This window comes from Lewinellaceae bacterium, from assembly GCA_020636105.1.
In the GTDB taxonomy this organism is placed as follows: Bacteria; Bacteroidota; Bacteroidia; order Chitinophagales; family Saprospiraceae; genus BCD1.
Genome location: JACJYL010000001.1, coordinates 2,146,336 through 2,164,627 on the forward strand (window position 1 = coordinate 2,146,336; position 18,292 = coordinate 2,164,627).

13 protein-coding genes are annotated in these 18,292 nt (G+C 42.2%); 2 read left to right on the top strand and 11 right to left on the bottom strand.

What is annotated here, in order from left to right; genetic code table 11:
* Positions 1–98: 98 nt before the first annotated feature.
* Positions 99–2,996, bottom strand: coding sequence for a CHAT domain-containing protein (locus H6571_07940; protein ID MCB9323660.1), 2,898 nt, complete (start codon positions 2,994–2,996; stop codon positions 99–101).
* A gap of 95 nt (positions 2,997–3,091) precedes the next feature.
* Positions 3,092–4,891, bottom strand: a complete 1,800-nt coding sequence (locus tag H6571_07945; GenBank protein MCB9323661.1) for a hypothetical protein — start codon at positions 4,889–4,891, stop codon at positions 3,092–3,094.
* A 1,134-nt stretch (positions 4,892–6,025) separates the two neighbouring features.
* Between H6571_07945 and H6571_07950 the strand changes: the two genes are divergently transcribed.
* Positions 6,026–7,513: a hypothetical protein gene (locus tag H6571_07950; GenBank protein ID MCB9323662.1), complete on the top strand. Its 1,488-nt coding sequence runs from the start codon at positions 6,026–6,028 to the stop codon at positions 7,511–7,513.
* A 64-nt stretch (positions 7,514–7,577) separates the two neighbouring features.
* On the opposite strand, the gene H6571_07955 is transcribed toward H6571_07950, so the two are convergent.
* The 3 genes from H6571_07955 to H6571_07965 form a co-directional block, all read right to left on the bottom strand.
* Positions 7,578–8,156 carry a hypothetical protein gene (locus H6571_07955; GenBank protein ID MCB9323663.1) on the bottom strand — a complete coding sequence of 193 codons (579 nt, stop codon included), beginning with the start codon at positions 8,154–8,156 and terminating at the stop codon, positions 7,578–7,580.
* 50 nt (positions 8,157–8,206) lie between these two features.
* Positions 8,207–9,076, bottom strand: a complete 870-nt coding sequence (locus H6571_07960) for a nucleoside phosphorylase (GenBank protein MCB9323664.1) — start codon at positions 9,074–9,076, stop codon at positions 8,207–8,209.
* A gap of 83 nt (positions 9,077–9,159) precedes the next feature.
* Positions 9,160–9,627, bottom strand: coding sequence for a hypothetical protein (locus H6571_07965; protein MCB9323665.1), 468 nt, complete (start codon positions 9,625–9,627; stop codon positions 9,160–9,162).
* A 129-nt stretch (positions 9,628–9,756) separates the two neighbouring features.
* On the opposite strand from H6571_07965, the gene H6571_07970 reads away from it, so the two are divergent.
* Positions 9,757–10,755 carry an acyl transferase gene (locus H6571_07970; protein ID MCB9323666.1) on the top strand — a complete coding sequence of 333 codons (999 nt, stop codon included), beginning with the start codon at positions 9,757–9,759 and terminating at the stop codon, positions 10,753–10,755.
* A gap of 84 nt (positions 10,756–10,839) precedes the next feature.
* On the opposite strand, the gene moeB is transcribed toward H6571_07970, so the two are convergent.
* The 6 genes from moeB to H6571_08000 form a co-directional block, all read right to left on the bottom strand.
* Entirely contained in the window at positions 10,840–11,952 is a 1,113-nt protein-coding gene (gene moeB, locus H6571_07975) for a molybdopterin-synthase adenylyltransferase MoeB (protein ID MCB9323667.1), read from the bottom strand.
* Positions 11,953–12,015: 63 nt separating this feature from the next.
* Positions 12,016–13,170: a class I SAM-dependent RNA methyltransferase gene (locus tag H6571_07980; GenBank protein MCB9323668.1), complete on the bottom strand. Its 1,155-nt coding sequence runs from the start codon at positions 13,168–13,170 to the stop codon at positions 12,016–12,018.
* Between the two features lie 168 nt (positions 13,171–13,338).
* On the bottom strand, positions 13,339–14,205 hold the full coding sequence (gldN, locus tag H6571_07985) for a gliding motility protein GldN (GenBank protein ID MCB9323669.1): 867 nt from the start codon (positions 14,203–14,205) through the stop codon (positions 13,339–13,341).
* Positions 14,206–14,289: 84 nt separating this feature from the next.
* A complete protein-coding gene (gene gldM, locus H6571_07990; protein MCB9323670.1) occupies positions 14,290–15,909 on the bottom strand; it encodes a gliding motility protein GldM in 1,620 nt (539 codons plus the stop codon).
* A 52-nt stretch (positions 15,910–15,961) separates the two neighbouring features.
* Positions 15,962–16,567, bottom strand: a complete 606-nt coding sequence (locus H6571_07995) for a gliding motility protein GldL (GenBank protein ID MCB9323671.1) — start codon at positions 16,565–16,567, stop codon at positions 15,962–15,964.
* A 191-nt stretch (positions 16,568–16,758) separates the two neighbouring features.
* Positions 16,759–18,003, bottom strand: a complete 1,245-nt coding sequence (locus H6571_08000) for an SUMF1/EgtB/PvdO family nonheme iron enzyme (GenBank protein MCB9323672.1) — start codon at positions 18,001–18,003, stop codon at positions 16,759–16,761.
* Positions 18,004–18,292: the final 289 nt, after the last annotated feature.

Genomic DNA, 18,292 nt, shown 5'->3' on the forward strand with positions numbered 1-18,292 from the left:
TCATGGATAATAAAACCTCCGGGGCTTTATTTTTTGGTAATTCTGTTGAGTTTTAACAAAATTTCAGGCCTGAAGGAAACTGTAATTCAAACATGGTTTTAAGCCGTTACCGAAATCGAGACTTTATCCCGTTTTCCGGCTTTCCTTTTTACTAAAAAAAATATTAAAACCATGAACAAAAAACCTCCACCAGCCCAATAGTACCTTACCATGTGATTGGTTCTGATGGCCTGCATCTGGCCATAAGGAATATAGGCTGCCCAAAATAGGGGATGCGCACTATGGGAATCGAGATGGGTTTGGTTAATTTTAGCTTGTCGTAATGCTTCGCTTTTATTCATTCCCTTTTGAAGATTGGCGTAAAAATCGAGCATTACCCTCCTGTTTGTTCCGTCAAAAACATTCCACATGGTGGTGATCACACTCCTTGACCCTGTCTGTAAAAAGGCCCTGGCCAGGCTTATGACTCCTTCCCCGTCACTGAGGGTTCCGGTAGCGGTTTCACAAGCTCCCAGGACGACCATTTCCGACAACAATTCCAACTGGTAAATATCCTTGACAAATAAGGAATCGTATCCTCCATGACCATCCGAAAAGACGATAAAGGAAAAATCGCCATTATCCATATTCGCCTCGGCATGAGTGGAAAAATGAATAATTTCAAAGGATCTGTTTGCCAATGATTCCTGCAAACGAAGGATAGTCGCCGAATCATTAAGCGCATAGAGTCCTTTCCAGTCTTTTTCAAGGGCTTTGAGGAGATTCACATTAGTCTTCAAGGCGCCCCACCCTTTATTTCCGTTAAATTGAGGGGCAAACCCCATGAAATCTCCATGAGCATGGGACGGTAGTTCTACCAACCTGTAATGCAAGGTGGCGGAATAACCGTAATGGAAAGTATGTCCGTAAAGGGCATAGGGATATTCGTTGAACAGACAGGATTCCTCCGGAGTTCCGGTCAAAAGTGCCTCAAATTGAATATAAGACAAAATCCCGCTGGGGATAATCAGGATATTTTGCCTGAGCAACCCTCTTTCTTCAGGCAATCTGATCAACAGATCGTAGAAGTGTTGTGCCAACCTGGTATAAGTTTTACAAAATTCATCCTGATTTTCTGCCTGGGCATATCGCCGGATGCTCTCCTGTAAGGCGAGCACATCCGATTCGAGACCCTCCGTTTTTTTGATCTCGAATACTTCAAATTCCTTTTGGGTAATAACAAAGAGATAGATCATGGACTTGCCCGTAAAATATTCGAGCAGGGTCTCGTTGGAATTCAGGACTTTTTCCTGGACTTCACCTACCGTTATCGCCGTATCGTTATATCGGTTATCATAATATTGGCTGAACCTTTTTTGAACCCCGGCCTTCCAGTCTGCATATTGCTTTTTGAGGTCATAAAGATCCTCTCTTTCCTGCTGGATTTTGAGTGAATCCTGCCTATGCTCCTTCTCCATGCGATAAAGGTCTTTTTCATGATTCGCAATTTCATTCAACAACCTTTTTTCTTCCTGCAAAAGTTGGGGCGGCAATCCACTTTTTTCCAGGGGACTGTTTTTCAAAAAAGCCTCCAGTAGCAGGATGCTTTTACTCCTTTCTGCAAATTCAAAAGCGATGCCCTGGTATTTTTTCCGATCCTTTACCTTTGACAATTTCATACACACGGAAATCGCATGGCCGCATCGCTCCCTGCTTTCTTCTACATTAAATAATTTTGAATCCTCATAGTAATAGGATTGCCTCAATCGTTTTTCCACCTCAAAAATCAGCTCGTGGCAATCGAGAGCAGCCTCCAGGTGGCGAGGATTCGCGTCCTCGTCAAATAATTTATCAAAAGCCAGTGCTTTCCCCAAAAGGGCATCCATCAGTGTATTTTCGGCATAAAGTTCGTTGATATCGGGATTTTGAGTCGGGTTTTCGGCTTTAAAAAGCGGGAGCATGCTTCGGAGGGAACGCTGAAATAAAACAAGGGCTCCTGCAGGGTCTCCGGCCGCTAATTCAGCCCTGCCCCATGCCTGATACAGTTTACCAAAATCACGATCAAATTTATTGTCATGGATATTATCAAATAACAATTCGGCTTCGCTGAAATACCGAAAGGCCATTACAAATTCCCCAAGAGCGGTATATATTTCCCCCATCAGGCTTTTATTGATCCCCATCCAGCCTGTCGCACTTTCCCCCCACCCGTCATCTATCAAAATACGAAAATAATCGTTAGCCGCTGAAGCGAAAGGAAGACTCTCCTCAAGCTGGCCTTTAAAATACAATGATTTGGCCAGGTTCGAGTTCAATAATCCCAACGCTACCTCATCAGTAATATCCATGGAAAGGCCTTTTTTACAGGTAGCGAGCGCCTTATCATAAGCTCCAAGATCAATGTACACAATACTTAAGTCGCTGAGCACACTGGCGGCATAGTCGTATTCCTTTGCCTCCATGCAAATCTGATAACATTTTTTTAATAAGGTCTCTGCCGCAGAATAATCCCCTTTGATGGTATAGATATTGGAGAGGGGCAAGATCAGATACCGGGCAACATAATAATCATTGATATGCAGCTTGTCAATCAAAATTTCCTTGGCGCTCCCATAAGCCTCCAGCGCCAGATCAAATTGTTCAAATTCATTGTAACGGATATATCCTGTGAAAATATAGAGGTACCCAAGTTCTTCCCATTCCTTTTCTGAAACGGGCCTACGAAACAAATTTGCCTCAAAAGATCTTTCCAGGTAGCCCATGGCCTTTTCGGGTTGCTCCCTATCCAACAGGAATTTTTTCGCCAGGGCCTTATGTTTTGATATCCATCCGACCAGGTCATCCTGCTTTTTTAAGGCCTTTGCGACTTTTGAATAATAGTACTCAAAACTATCCAACCGATTGTTGTCAAAATGAGACAAGGCCTGTTCGTACCATTTTTCCATACGGAGGGAATCCGTCTGCTGTGCCGTACCAATAAAAGAGGTGAATAAGAATAAAAAAATGATGATTCGCATAGGGATTGATGAAATGAATAATGTAAAATGCAAAACTGTTCCTGTTATGAGATCATAAAAAGAATAATAAAAACATCGGAAATCGAGGCAACTATTTATGCATTGTCGAATGCAATCCAAAGGGCAAAACCAATGACCAAAATGATCAAAAAGATCAACCAAAGTGGAAACTGGCACCCGGGGAAGACACATTCCTGGCACTGCAATTCATCCTGGGCACCGATGGATTTGCTTTGATCCTGGGAAAGCAAGTAAGCTTTTACGGAACGGGTACACACCTTACTGGTCAGCCCCACATGATCGACAAACTGAATGCAGGCATTCATGGGCGCCATTTTGTCCAGGTCGGTTCCTGGTTTGGTGAGGGCCGTAAACACGATCTGCCCATGGGTCAGCGGACTGCCTGATCCCACTTCTTTGGTAGAAAATACATTCATCCCTTTCAGGGTCCAAACAATAGAATCTTTGTTTTCAGACAAGGAAAAGCTGATCTCATCCGCTTCCAGCCCGGGGCCGAAGAAGGCCAAAGGCCCTTCGTCGATACTCGTGGCATCAATCAAGGAATCCAAAGCAATGGCAATCCTTGCTCCCAAAGCGTGGGCATCGCCGTCATTTTCAAATTCAACGGTAAAAATAAGTTTCTGAGCTCCGTCGGATTGCGGCGGGCAGGAACAAGCCTGGACGGTCAACTGGTTGGGATCATGAGCCCGCTTGGCCAGCGGTTGTACTTTAAAAAGGTCTATGATCCGGCTGCTGACGCTGAAATCGCTATTCAGGATATCAGGGATGATGCCATCACTGTCGTTCGATCCGGCTACTCCGCTGATAAAATCAGCCAATTGTAAGTTTTCAATAATTTTGAGATCATCCTGGTCGAGAGAATCGGCCACTATTTCTGCAGAGGCATCGGTGGTGATGACTGCAAGAAAATCGACCACTCTGGTGACAGAATCCGCCCCGGAATCAAAAATATTTTCTGCATCTTTGAACTCCAGGAACAGGTGCCTTTCTTCCTGGCCCTGCAATCCCTCAAAATGCCACAACAATCCGTTTTTATAGGCATTGCGCAACGGATCAAAGCTATTGATCCTTCCTTCAATATCGTATTGCTGTTGCCAGAAATTGGCGTTGAAAATAAAAGCCGTATCAAAAACGAAGTCTGAAAAACGGGGCGTATCACGATCTGGTTCGATAAGCTGTTCGACTACTTTCCGGGTCACGACCCTACCCGGCTGTACATTATCGGGATTATCGGTGGTTGAAGAAACAACGTCTACGGGACTCTTGTGAATTTTCACCGGACTGTTAAAAAACAGGTAAACTTCTCCCCGGAAAGCGTTTTGTTCATTGAATTTTAATGGGTTCTTGATGGATAATACCCAAAGTGTTGTATCTCCAGGAACGATCTCATTGTGGTTAAACTGGAGGTGTAAATAACCGGATTTTACCGCCTTAGTCCTTGAAATCTCATCCGGCACATTGTTCGGGTCTGAAAATACCGGGCCTTCCATTTTGGTGGGCACATCTCCCCTGGAACGGTAAACGGAAGTAGAATAGACTTTCGCATTGTAGGACGGATTGGAAGTGCCCTGGTTTAAATATTTCGCCAGGATAAAACTATCACGGGTATTGGCCGTGAAATTGCCATTTCCGTGGATCCAGAAAAATTCAAACCATGATTCAGGTAATCCATCCGATAAGTTCCCGCCGACGCCTGTGATTCTGAGTTCAATACTATCTTCCTTGGCTCCTTTTTCATGCAAATAACCAATGGATTGTGCCGCAAGAGGAGCAGCATGTTGCATCAAAAATAATAGAATAAAGATGGAGGTAAAAAGGAAGAAATGATTCTTTTGATGAGCTTTGTTTGGTGTTGTAGATTTAAGTGTTGCCATGTTGCTTCGGTTTAAGGTGAAAAATTAAAACAGTGGGGGGATAGACGGCAGTGTTTCAAAATGTTGAAAAAAGCCACCTAACTGTATTAATCTTACCTAAAGATAGAAAAAAACAATTCAAATGGCAAGCGCATGATTTTGACCCCATTCGACCTAAAAACGGGAGCATTATCATTGCGCTTTAATTTGGGGCTACCTAATCACTAATAACAAATTGTATGCGCGGGTGTAAAAAAAAGAACCGGGCCTCAGATAAAACTGTGACCCGGCCCGGAATAATAGCAACTATCTACTTATCTCCAATTGCCTTCTGAAAATAAAACACCCTTTATCTTTACACGAAATGTGCGTATTTCTGATTTAAAGGTTCCAGGAATTTCCTGCGTCCTTTCAAGGAACTTTTTTTTGTGGCATAACGGCCGGAGCAAAATGGCTCCGGCCTGAATATGCCCTCGCTAAATTCGACATAGTATGATTGTCGTAATCTCAAAGTATGTAGTGCCTCCCTGTCAAACAAAATCCGCAAAGCGGAACGTTGGGGATTAACGAAAAAAATTTGATCTTTTGAGGTTCCCTTCAATATTCAATTTTATCAAACACTTTTTTAAAAAGCCGGACAGCAGAAATTGTTTTCTACTGCCCGCGACTTAAGTGAGTCTCTGTTAAGGACAGATAGATATTGAATGAAATGAAAACATACTTTCTATCCGTTCATTCAAAATCCGCCACTTTTTATTTATGGCAACTCTTCTTTTGTCGATTTGATCATTACCTTTTTTCAAATTGTTTGTAATCCCTTTTGATTACGAATACAAATTTAAGGGCCAGTACAGGGCAAACAAAGCAACATTTTTCAAAAAGTTTGAGTTTCTGATCTTAATAATTTTAAAAGAATATAAAAATTATTTTTCTGAATAAATAATTACAAATAATTGACAATCAATTATTTATATAAATTAAATTAAAAATTAAATTCCTGGGTTTCAACAAGCAAAAAGATAAAAAAGTTTGTATTCCTACAATTCGAAAAAAAAAATTAATTTTAGGAATTATTAACAAATAAGGCCTTGAATTAACATATTTTTAGGTTTTGACACCCGTCCATTCATCAAAAGGGGGCATAAAATTTCAGCCATGAAACGCAAATCGGACCTATATCATCTCATCAATGCCATGTCGAAAAGCGAAAAACGCTATTTCACCGTCGATGTTCAAAAGAGCAACAAGAAAGGCAGTCGTTATCTTGAGCTCTTTCACCTCATCACCGGAATGGAGGATTATGATGAAAAAGAACTCAAGGAAAAGTTTGGAAGTAATTTACCCCACGACAAAAGGTACCTCTACGATGCCATACTAAGATCCATGCGTGATTACAGGAGTAGCAATTCCTTCTCCGCTCAAATAAGAGAAATGATCCTCGATGCGAGGTATCTCTTCGAACGAGAGCTCTACGACCAATGCGCTACCCGACTCGAAAATGCCAAAGAACTGGCCATTGAACTGGACGAACAGCCGGCTATACTTGAAATTATCAAAGAAGAAAGACGATTGGTCCTGGATGTGAGAAAACCGGATTTTGACAAAAAACTAAAATTGCGCGCCAGGGAATCTGAGCAGGTCATTGAAAAAATAAAAGAAGAACTCTTTTATCAAAACCTGTACGAGACCCTCCTCACGGAGGTTGTCAGACACCTGGAGTTAAAAACCGAAAAGGATAAAGTGAACCTGAAGAAGAAATTTGAACCCGTTTTACTGGCGGAACCGCCCCAGTCAAACAGGGCGCTGCGAAGATATTACCAGTGCATTGCATTATTCAATCAACTTTTGGGTGAGCAGGAAGAGGTGTTCAAAAATTATTCGGAGGTGGTCGATTGGTGGGAAAGGAATCCAAAATATAAAGAGGAGGAATTTTACCGGTATATTGTGGACACTTCCAATCTGTTGCATGCCTATACTTCAAACGGAAAATTCAATCTTCTGCCAGGGGTATTGGAAAAAATGGAAAACTATTCCCCCCGAAAACTGCATGACAAAGGAGTCGTTTTCCAGAAAATGGCCATTTATAAATTGATGTACCATTTGAATACGGGGGATATTTCGGGAGTATCTTCCTTAATCCAGCAGATCGATAAAGGGTTTTCACAATTCACTTTAAAGACAGAGAGCCGACTGGTCATCATGTTCAATATTTCCGCCCTGCTGTTCATTATGGAGGACATGGAAAAATGTAATTACTGGTGCGTAAGAATTGTGAAAAAAGAAACGACAAAAGCAAGGCTCGACATCCAGCGGGCCGCCAGTATTTTGTACCTGTTTACGGAAATCGATACGGATGATCCTGAAGTGACGGAAAAAAGTATCCGCGCAGTGAGAAGAACCTTAAAAACGCTGGGCATCAACGATAGAAATGTTTTTGAAAGTGAGGTACTCTCTCACGTAAATGCCCTCAACAATGCTCCCCTGAGTGAGTGGAAGGACACTTTGAAAAAATTTAAATCCTATTTGTTGGAATTGAAAACATCAGGGCGCAAGATTCCACTTGGCACCAATGAATTATTGTTGTATTGGGTCAATGCCAAATTGGAAAGGAAATCGATCAAACAACTGCTGGGATGGGAATAAGGAAGAAATAAAAATCCCATTACTTTGTTTACAGTATCCTTTCCCGCTCCAGACAACAAAGCAACTACCTGTCAAAAACGGTCAGTATAATTTCTTCTCCTTTACGTTTGATTTTAACGACGCTGTCATGGAGGTTAACGCGGTGTTCCTCACAATTAGGTTCACTACGCAGGCTCGAATCAATTTCGGTGGCCCCGATAATTGACATGACCCCTGATCGTTTATTGAAGGTAAGGGTCCATTGTTTGGTTGCGATGCCGACCGTTATGATGACCTGTTTCCCCGGCATCCTTCCTTCCGGCTCGGGAGGGGTGGCTGCGCCTTCATCTTCCTCCTCCTGGGTCAAAGCGGTAGCTACAGCGATTTGTCCCTTGAATGATCCGATCAGCACTCCGTTTTCAGTATCGATTGGAAAAGATATCGCCCTGCCATTGTCAATAAGGAAGAGCGTTTTCATATCAGAGGAGAGGGTAAGGGTATTGATCATAGTAGTAGTATATTTAACTGAAAATTTAATCCTGGAAATCAGTGGCCCGATAAAAATTTCCGGTTCACCTTCAACAGAAGGTTCAACTTTTTTATCGGAAACGGTTTCAAAAGTGTTGGAGCTGGTGGGCTTAAACAACCTTATGATTTTATCCAATAATGACATTTTGTTAGGTTTGTATTTTTGACAAATGTAGGAAAAAAAAATCACATACGTTCCAGCCTTTCCAGCATTGTTTTGATCATATATTCTGTAATACCTTTCGGATCGTTGCTAAAGGTCTTATCTGCCCGGTTTGCCAGGATAACATTACAGGATAATGCGCGATGCCCCAGCAGTTTCGACAAGCCGTAAATGGCAGACGATTCCATTTCGAAGTTCATGATGGGCCACTGCTCAAATCGAAAATCCATAAGACTTTCGAGTTTTCCCTGGAGTCTGCTTTCCAGGCGCACGGATCTTCCCTGTGGAGCATAAAACCCGGGGGCAGTCATGGTTATCCCCTGTCGAAGTCCCTCCCCCAGGGCATTTAAAAGTGCTTCGCTTCCCTGAACAGCATAGGGGCGGGTTGGAAAAGGGAAATGGCTATCGAGCAATTTCTTGTATAGTGCCGATTCTATCTTATCAGGGAAAAAATGATAAAAATGCATGAGGTTATCCAAACCGACCGCGAAGACACTCAGGACAAGACTTCCGACTTCCACGCCGGGCTGCAGACACCCGGAGGTTCCCATCCGGATGATATCCAGGCTGGTTTGGGTAGATTTGGGCTGACGGGTATCAAGATCAATATTGACCAGGGCGTCCAGTTCGTTCATCACAATATCAATATTATCCGGACCGATTCCGGTGGAAATAACGGTTAAACGTTTATTGCCCAGCTGTCCGGTATGGGTTACGAATTCCCGCTTTTGTCCCTTAAATTCAATTTTGTCAAAATATTTGGAAACCATGGCGACCCTGCCCGGATCCCCAACCGTGATAATGGTTTCTGCAATATGTTCAGGTTTTAAATTGAGATGGTAAATGCTCCCGTCACCATTGACGACGAGTTCAGACTCTGGTATTTTTTTCATAGGAAACTGGAATGTCGGAGATCAGTTTTGTAATTATTTTTCAATGAATAGAAAGCGCCAGCTTTCATTTTTGCGCTAAAGGGTCAATCACAAAGGATAAAGATTTGATCCGTTTCAACGATGTTGCTGTAATGATTGGCCCGATCGCGGATCTGAATGGAGAAATTAAAAGTGTCTACCTGTCCGGGATGAGGAGAACATGGATCATCGCCATTGGAGTACAGGCAACAAATATTGCCAAAGGCGTTGGTGAGGGTGATCCTGACCTCTCCGGCAATGCCATTGGCTGTCCCTTCTTCTGCAATCAGGGGGTATTTAAACTCGGTAACAGCCCCCTGGCGGCTGTCCGTTAAAAATATATCGAGCAAACTATCCTGGTTGCTCAAATCTCCATCCCCGTCCGTAAATCCGAAATTTATGATCAACGTATCCACCACCCCACCAAGGCTGCCCTGGTGAATGGTAGTTTTATTGAGGCCTAAAAAGGAAATTTCCGGTTCCACAGGATAGGAAGGGGGTTGAATGCAGGAGGCTGCAAATATTGCTACCATGAAAAAGGAAAGCACATAATGAATTCTTTGCATAACTTTATATTTTTTCAGAAGCTTGTTTCAAATATAATTAAAACAGGATACTTTTGCCTTTTATTCTCCAAAATTCGGCTCCGGTAAATATTTTTGATGAACACAAACGCCATTCGAAACGAACTCGCTAAAAAGATAACAAACATAAACGCCGGTAGTTTTGAAAAAATCGCTATTCAGGTATTTCAATACCAGGCCACTTACAATCCGCTTTATGCGGAATACCTCCAACTGATCCAAAAACCTATAACTTCCGTAAAAACCCTGGAAGATATCCCGTTTTTACCTATTGCCTTTTTTAAGTCGCACGAGGTCAAATCAGGAAAATGGGAAAGCCTCCAAATTTTCACCAGCAGCGGTACCACCGGCAGTGCCACCAGTCGTCATCATGTCCGGAACCTGGATTGGTACCAACAAGTCTCTATGCAGTGTTTTAAGCCCTTTTACGGAGATGTTTCGGAATATTGCACCCTTGCGCTGCTTCCCTCTTATCTGGAAAGGAGCGGCTCTTCTCTAGTATTCATGGCTGATTATTTCATCCGTCAGTCTAAATATAAATCAAGCGGTTTTTTCCTACATGACCTGGAGTCCCTTTCAAATACTTTACAAGAATGCCGGCAACAAAAAATCCCTGTCATTTTGTTAGGCGTTAGTTTTGCTTTATTGGATTTCGCGGAACTGTTTCCCACAGATCTTAAAGATTCGATCATTATGGAAACAGGGGGCATGAAAGGAAGGAGAGCGGAGATCACCAGGCCGGAGCTCCATGAAATACTGAATACAGCCTTTAATACCTCATTGATTCATTCGGAATACGGCATGACAGAGTTATTGTCTCAGGCATACTCCCGGGGAAACGGCCTTTTTTATCCGGGCCCAACCATGAAAATCCTGACCAGGGAGATCACTGATCCATTGCACGTCCAGAAACCTGGCAAAAATGGCGCCATTAATATAATTGACCTGGGCAACCTCGATACCATTAGTTTCATTGCCTCCGAAGATCTGGGCAAAGTTTATGAAGATGGCAGTTTTGAAATCCTGGGACGACTGGATGCCAGTGACGTACGCGGGTGCAATCTTATGGTGGTGTAAAGCCGCCTGATGAATCATCATTCCAAAAGGCAACCGGATCTTTTGAATATTTAGCTATTGCAGCCGCCCTGTTTTACACCTCATTTATTTGATCTGATCCTGCCAGGCGATCATTCCTCCTACAAGATTGTAGAGGTTATCAAAAGCGTGCTGCTGCTGAAGAAAGCTGACAACGTTGGCACTTCTCGCACCACTCCGGCAATATATGATCACTTTCCCTTCGTCAGGTATTTGATTGGCATTGGAAGGGATTTCTCCCATTGGAATGTGAAGCCCCCCAATATTAAAGACTTCTCTTTCGAACCCTTCACGTACATCAACCAGGGTAATATTTTCGCCTGCATCGATGAGTTCTTTGAGGGTATTAACGGTCATGGTCTTTACGGTATTCATATTGTCATTTTTAGATGTTCCGGAACAAAATGCTTCGTAATCTATTAATGTTTCGATTACGGTGTCTTTGCGTTTAAAGTATTTCAATGTACGGACACTGAAATCCGCTGTGTCAAATAAACACAATCTACCGGATAATGGTTTTCCAATCCCTGTAATGATTTTGATGACCTCGTTGGCCTGCATACTTCCAAGTATTCCCGGCAACACTCCCAAAACGCCTCCCTCGGCACAGTTTGGTACCATATCCGGAGGCGGTGGCAAAGGATACAGATCCCGGTAATTAGGACTTCGGGTACCGTCTTCAAGCAGCAAATTGAATACGGAGACCTGCCCTTCATACCTGAAAACAGAGGCATAAACATTGGGTTTGCCAGCCAGTACACAAGCATCATTTACCAGGTAGCGGGTCGGAAAATTATCTGTTCCGTCAGCCACAATATCATATTGTCCAATAAGATCAAGGGCATTATCGCGGGTGATGGGCATTTCAAAGACTTTGATGCTGATCAAAGGATTGAGTGCTTCAAGTCTGGTTTTAGCAGCAATGGCCTTGGATTTTCCAATATCCGTTGTGGTATAAAGGATTTGCCGCTGAAGATTACTCTCATCCACCACATCAAATTCCACGATACCAATGTGACCGACACCGGCAGCAGCCAGGTATTGAAGCATCGGGCTGCCGAGTCCTCCGGCACCAATAACCAGCACACGTGAATTTTTTAGCTTTTCCTGGGCCTCTATTCCGAAGCCAGGTAAATTAAGATGTCGGGCATATCGTCGCAACTCCTCTTTGGTAAGCATTCCGAAAGGTATTCAAGATGAAAAAGTAATATTTAATTCAATACGGAAGGCAGGCTCCTGTGCTCAATTGAACTTTTTCTTCCGGCTTCCCTGATACAATTCATATTTCTGAAACCTGCATTCCAGGGAACCGTTAAACAAAGGGATCTTTCGCGAAGTTCTCAGCCCGATGTTTTTAAAAGCCTGGTAATTGGAAGAAATGATCCAGGCATCAAACCCCGAAAAGGCCTGTTTGAGCCGATCCCCTATCATGCTATACAATTCGTTGATATTCTCCTCTTCCAATCGTTCTCCATAAGGAGGATTGATGACCAGCACCCCGCCGTTTTTCTCTTCCAGTTCCAGCTCCGCAAAATCTCTTTGTGAAACGGTCACCCTCGTGTCGAGATGAACTTCTTTTAAGTTGATCCTGGTTACTTTAATGGCTTCGGGATCAAGGTCAAATCCCAATATTTTATGTTTAAAAGCCCGCTGTCTTTTTCGGGCGTCCTGTTTGACCTGGCGCCACAACCTGGCATCAAAATCCGGCCAGTTCATAAACCCAAAGTCTTTTCGGACCAACTGGGGAGGAATATTATAAGCCATCATGGCCGCTTCGATGAGAATGGTTCCCGAACCGCACATTGGATCGACAAAGTCACTATCCGCATTCCAGCCTGTAAGTTTGATCATCCCGGCAGCCAATACCTCGCTGAGGGGAGCGGTGGTTTGTTCTAGGCGATATTTTCTTTTATGCAATGAATCTCCGGAGCTATCCAGGGAAACGGTACATTCGTCCTCCCAAATATGCACATTGATCCTCAGGTGAGGATTGGTGATATCCACATCAGGCCGTCTACCTATTTTTGACCGAAACTGATCGACAATGGCATCCTTTGTTTTTTGGGCGATGTATTTGGAATGGTTGAAGTACGGAGAGGAGACAGCCCCGTCAATAGCCAGGGTATCCCTTACAGTCATATAATCCTCCCAGTTGATGGTTTGAATACTGTCGTAAAGTTCCTGCTCGTTTTTGATGGTAAACTTTGCGATAGGGCGCAATATTCTGACGGCAGTGCGCAATTCATAATTGGCCCGGTACAATAATTCCAGGTCACCCTCAAATTGAACGGCCCGCTTAAGTGGCGTAATATTTTGACCGCCCAGGTCAATTATTTCTTTTTCCAGCACTTCCTCGAGTCCTGCCAATGTTTTTGCTACGAATTGCACGTTGAATATTTTTTTGCGAAGATAAGCTTATTTTTAATCAGAGTTCTCAACAGCAGGGATAAGAGCTTGGAGCGTATTTAAATTTTAACCCAAAACTAAAATACAAACGGCCCTGCACAAAAATTGTACAAGGCCGTTTGTATATTTTTACAATCAGGAATAGAAGAAAAATAAATATTAGTATGACCAAAGGTCATGTTCGAAGTTGAAAATTTCAGCTTCAATATTTTTTCCTTCCAACAGAAGATCAACTCCGGAAAGGTAATCCTGCAAACGCTGATCAAATACGTTAGATTCTTTGTAGACGAAACTTGCAAAGAAGCGCATTTCGAGTAAATCTTCCCAAGACATTGGCGAAGCGTCGTTACCGTAATTGAATACTCTTTCTCTTGCCAGCAACTCTCTTGCTGTTGGGTAATATACCCAGAACATTGGCTTCTCATACTTGAAATTGCCGTTTTCATCCTTTACATCAAGTAATGGAGCAATTCCAAGGATACGAACCTGTAAGGTGGAAGATTCTTCATCAAAAAACCAAACTTCTTTAACACGGAAACGTTTTACGTCTTCCGGATTAATTTCGTTGGTTACGATCTGAATTTTCTCTTCATAGGTGACAGGATCGAAGGTGGTTACCGTATCGATGCTTGCTCCCATTGAAGCTACTTCATTAGGATCAAGAGAGGATGAAAATTTATCATCTTCTGCATCATAAACGGTGATTTCACCTGATTCAGCTGCATCCATCAGAATAGTAAAAAACGGGCGTTCAGGATAAGCGAAAGGCAGGTTCATTTTCTCACGTACGTCAATTACCCTCCAAATGCGTTTTTCCCAAAAAAGATCGGCTTCACGAATATTGTCATAAGGAAGTACTCGTTTTTCCAATATTGTAGTTCTCTCTACAACATCGTCGAGTGGTCCTTCTTCATCCTCGTTTTCAGCCTCCGTAAGGATGATATTGTCCGGCACCTGAGCATTAGCCGGGGCTGCGAAGAATAAAATTAAAAAACTTAAACTAAGCAGTTTTAAAGTGATCTTCATGATTGTGCATGTTTTTATAAAATGTAAAAGTGCACTCCTTAAACGGATTAACCAAGTGCACTATTACACTTTAACAGAAAATTTTTACTTAATCTTAAATACCATGGAGTTAATAGGTCTTCCATTAGCATCTCCAGGACATTTTGCTTTCACATTATCAAAATAATAGATATCTCCTGGTTTGGCACTCTGAACCAGTCTGCTTGACTTTTCGCTATAACGTGGTCCAGGGTTCACTGATTCAACCGGATCCGAACGTTTTGCCACGTAAACCAGGTTAAATCCCTGAATCTGACAAGTGGCGTCAAAGTCAAAGTTGTCCAAAAAGGCACCAACACCTTGCTGTGCTTTAAAAGTACCGTTCCCCATTTCTCCACCGCTGCTCGTACTCAAACGGGCAACAGGGTCAGGGATACGCTTTACGCGGAACATTTTACTGGCTCTAAGCCCTCCTCCTGAAACATTAACCTGGCATTCGCCTGGTGCAGAAACAGATACGTCAAAAGAGCTTTTCCCTGTTTTAGAAAGGCTTGCCCCTCCTCCGCTCACACTAACATTCAGGTCATTACTGGAAATCCCCGCAGCTGATACAGCGATCGGGTTTTTCACACCGATATAAAATACATTCATTTTCTCGGCAGAAACGGTTACTGAACGCTCTCCTACCTCATATTTGAATGTTTTTTCATACTCATCAACCTTTCCTGTAAAAGGGTTTTCAACACTGATAACCACTTTGTATTCTTTTTCACCGATAGAAGAGGTTTTGACAGCATACTGCCCTTTGCCTTCTTCGATTTTTAATGGCGAACCATTTACACTCATCGTAATTCCTTCAGCAGCCTGGGAAGAGAACGCACTCAGAAATACTTCTGCTTTATATTCTTCTCCATTGATCACATAACCTTTCTCAGCAGATGCCACAGGTTCGAATTTATCGAACTCGATGGTAGTAGCACCGATCTGACTGGAAAGGAAGTTGATGATAGTCGCCTCGGAATTAGTCGCATCATTCTGGAATTTACGCAAAACAGGATAACAGGCGGCAACAGGCATGTGCCCGAATACGAAATCCTCCCAGCTTGCTTTTTTGTAATCTTTCCAGGTCTGATCGTCCAGTTTCAGAGCCAGTTTATCCAACAGGCCATCTACATCTTCCTGCTTGATCTGAGTTCCCTCAATCTTCAGTTTCTGTACATTTTTCACGATGTCCACGAGGGAAGCACGGGTACTTTCAATTTTCGCTCTGAGGATGGGGCCAACAGGTTCTGATTTCATTTTCCCTCCGGTTCCTTTTACTCCATCGACGAAAAATGCAGTTGGCACTTCCTTGTCTTTGAATTTTTTAGGTTTACCGGCTCTTTTCGGGTCTTTGAAATCTTCAGGCATCAATCCACCTGCTTCCTCAACCATTTGATCTCTTAATTGATCTACATAGTCATTGAAATCCTTCACCACCACCTGTGCCTGTTTTGCTGCATCGAGCAATGGCTGGTAATTGGTTTTTTCCGATACAGTTTCCTGCATGGAAGCAATGACTTTTGTATTGGTAGATTTTACGATACCACTTGAGGTATCTATACTTTTATCTAATGTGAAAAAAGCATTCATAACTTCCGCGGAAACATTCAACGCCAACAACGCCGTCAGTACCAGGTACATCAGGTTAATCATCAACTGCCGCGGTTCCTTAGGTATTGACATAATTCTTCTTTTTTAATTTAAAAAATAAATTTTTTCAGTTACCTAAGCTGAATTAGCTCTTTACATTTGACATTGCGGAAATAACGTTACCGTAAACATCATTCAATGCGCTATAGGTATTGTTCAATGAACCGATATTTTGATTCAAAGCCGTGATTTGTTCTTTGTACTGCTTGGTATCTTCCAAAGAATCACTCAGGTTAGCCATAGCTTCATTGAGTTTTGAATAGAAATTGTTCATTGATTTGATCTGATCACTTGTTCCGGAAAAATCAACTTCCTGTAAAGCTTTCAAAGAAGACATGCTTCTGGACATCGTTTGTAACTCTGTCAACATACCTCCGAGCTGCTGCTCCACTACTTCTCCGTTCAATCCTGGAGTAGAAGCTCCTACTGGTCCATCCGTTAAAGGAGCAATGGAAGAATCGTGATCTGCCAATCCCGGATATAATTTGTCCCAGTAATAATCAGGCTCAGGCCCCACGAGCCCAAGGAATAGGAAGATAAATGCTTCCGTGAAAAGTCCGATGGTCAACATTGTACTTGCTCCATCCCAACTTTCCAGTTTGAAGAGTGCACCAGTAAGTACAACAGATGCACCAACACCAATAATCAGGTTTTTAATGTACTTGAATCCTTTTGAATGCAAAAAACTCATTTGCTAATAATTTTAAAAAGGTTAGCTAATCATATTTAATATAGATTCCCTGTTTACAGGAAACTCCGAATTCATAATGCCCCGGTCAAAAAAAGTAACAACCTATTTGGAAAAAAAAATTGGGAGAACAACAAAAGAATCAAAATGAAAGTGAGGATATCGCTTTTTAACAATATCCTCACTCATTTTTCCTAGAAATCGTTGATTGAGCGGCCCAGGAAGGTAAGGGCACAACGGAATCCGATGTAAGATTTTGTAGTATCCTGATATTCCCAGTGACGGGTACCAGTCTGGATATAATAGGCAATATCTTTCCATGAACCTCCTCTGATCACTTTACGCTTGAATGCTTCAGGATCGTCGTCCTGTGCATCATAACGAACATCAGGGTTCAGGTCATGAATGAAAGAATAAGCATTGGCTTCATAAGCTGAGCTGGTCCACTCTGCTACGTTTCCGGCCATATTAAACAAACCGTAACCGTTAGGATCGTAGGCATCCGCTCTTACTGTATATTGTCCGCCATCTTCAGGGTAATTACCCCTACCAGGCTTGAAGTTTGCAAGCAAACAACCTTTGGCATTACGTGTATAATATCCACCCCATGGGTAAGGAGCTAAATCGTGCCCGCCCCTTGCAGCATATTCCCATTCGTGCTCGGTAGGAAGTCTGAAGTCTTCAGAATTGATTCCTTCACCTCTGTCATTTTGGTAAGCATTCCACAGTTTGGTTCTCCAGTAAGCAAAACCGGTTGCCATTTTCCAATCTACGCCCACTACAGGGTAATCATCGAAAGCCGGATGCCAGAAATAGTTACGGGACATTGGCTCATTGTATGAATAAGAGAAGTCACGAACCCATACCAATGTATCCGGGTAAACATTTACTTTCTTTCTGTTTATAAAAGAATTTCTTGGAGATTTGCCTTTATCATTAGCAGCAGCTTTCCAGTCAAACCATTCGTATTCGTAAACGAGTTTGCTGACATCAAGTTCTCTTTTTCCTGCAAAACGGTCATCTCCCTGGTAGTAAAGATCCTCAAGGGTTTCATCTTGCCAGTCGATTTCGTATTCCCAGTCAATGAACTGATCACCCTGATCATTTTCATAGTAGTGGTCGAGGTAAGAGTGTGCGATGGAATCTTTGACCCAATAAACAAATTGTCTGTATTCGTTATTGGTAATTTCAGTTTCATCCATGTAAAAACCCTGAATAGAGATGGATTTCTGTCTTTGAACGTAAGTGTTACTGATATCCTGGTCACTGGCTCCAATATGGAGTGTTCCGGATGGAATGTAAACCATGCCATAGGGATTGATTCCTTTCCAGGATGGACGATCCATGACGCCGACCAATTCTCCGGTCTCACGTCTTCCACAGGATACAGCCACCAAAATAACGAGTAGCAAAAGAGATGCTTTTAATAATTTTTTCATGTTTACACCCGAGTTTTCCTTCAGAAAATTAATGAATAAAAAGTATAGCAATTTTTAAAATGCCCGTAAATATAGATTCTTTGATTATTTTATCAAAAATAACTTTTCCATTTTGTTAAAGAAATGTCAAAGTTTAACATAACTGTTTAGAAGAACGCAAAATTAGCATATTGTATTATACAATCTAATTTTTTTAAAATCTTAACATTTAAAGGGAGCTGTTTTCGCCGTTTCAAAAAATAAACCAACTTAAAAAAAGATATTTTTATCCCCTCTTTGCGCTAATTCA

Coding starts and splice junctions, on each gene's coding strand:
- H6571_07940 (MCB9323660.1), bottom strand. CDS start 2,996: ATGCGAATCATCATTTTTTTATTCTTATTCACCTCTTTTATTGGTACG.
- H6571_07945 (MCB9323661.1), bottom strand. CDS start 4,891: ATGGCAACACTTAAATCTACAACACCAAACAAAGCTCATCAAAAGAAT.
- H6571_07950 (MCB9323662.1), top strand. CDS start 6,026: ATGAAACGCAAATCGGACCTATATCATCTCATCAATGCCATGTCGAAA.
- H6571_07960 (MCB9323664.1), bottom strand. CDS start 9,076: ATGAAAAAAATACCAGAGTCTGAACTCGTCGTCAATGGTGACGGGAGC.
- H6571_07965 (MCB9323665.1), bottom strand. CDS start 9,627: ATGGTAGCAATATTTGCAGCCTCCTGCATTCAACCCCCTTCCTATCCT.
- H6571_07970 (MCB9323666.1), top strand. CDS start 9,757: ATGAACACAAACGCCATTCGAAACGAACTCGCTAAAAAGATAACAAAC.
- moeB (MCB9323667.1), bottom strand. CDS start 11,952: ATGCTTACCAAAGAGGAGTTGCGACGATATGCCCGACATCTTAATTTA.
- gldN (MCB9323669.1), bottom strand. CDS start 14,205: ATGAAGATCACTTTAAAACTGCTTAGTTTAAGTTTTTTAATTTTATTC.
- gldM (MCB9323670.1), bottom strand. CDS start 15,909: ATGTCAATACCTAAGGAACCGCGGCAGTTGATGATTAACCTGATGTAC.
- H6571_07995 (MCB9323671.1), bottom strand. CDS start 16,567: ATGAGTTTTTTGCATTCAAAAGGATTCAAGTACATTAAAAACCTGATT.
- H6571_08000 (MCB9323672.1), bottom strand. CDS start 18,003: ATGAAAAAATTATTAAAAGCATCTCTTTTGCTACTCGTTATTTTGGTG.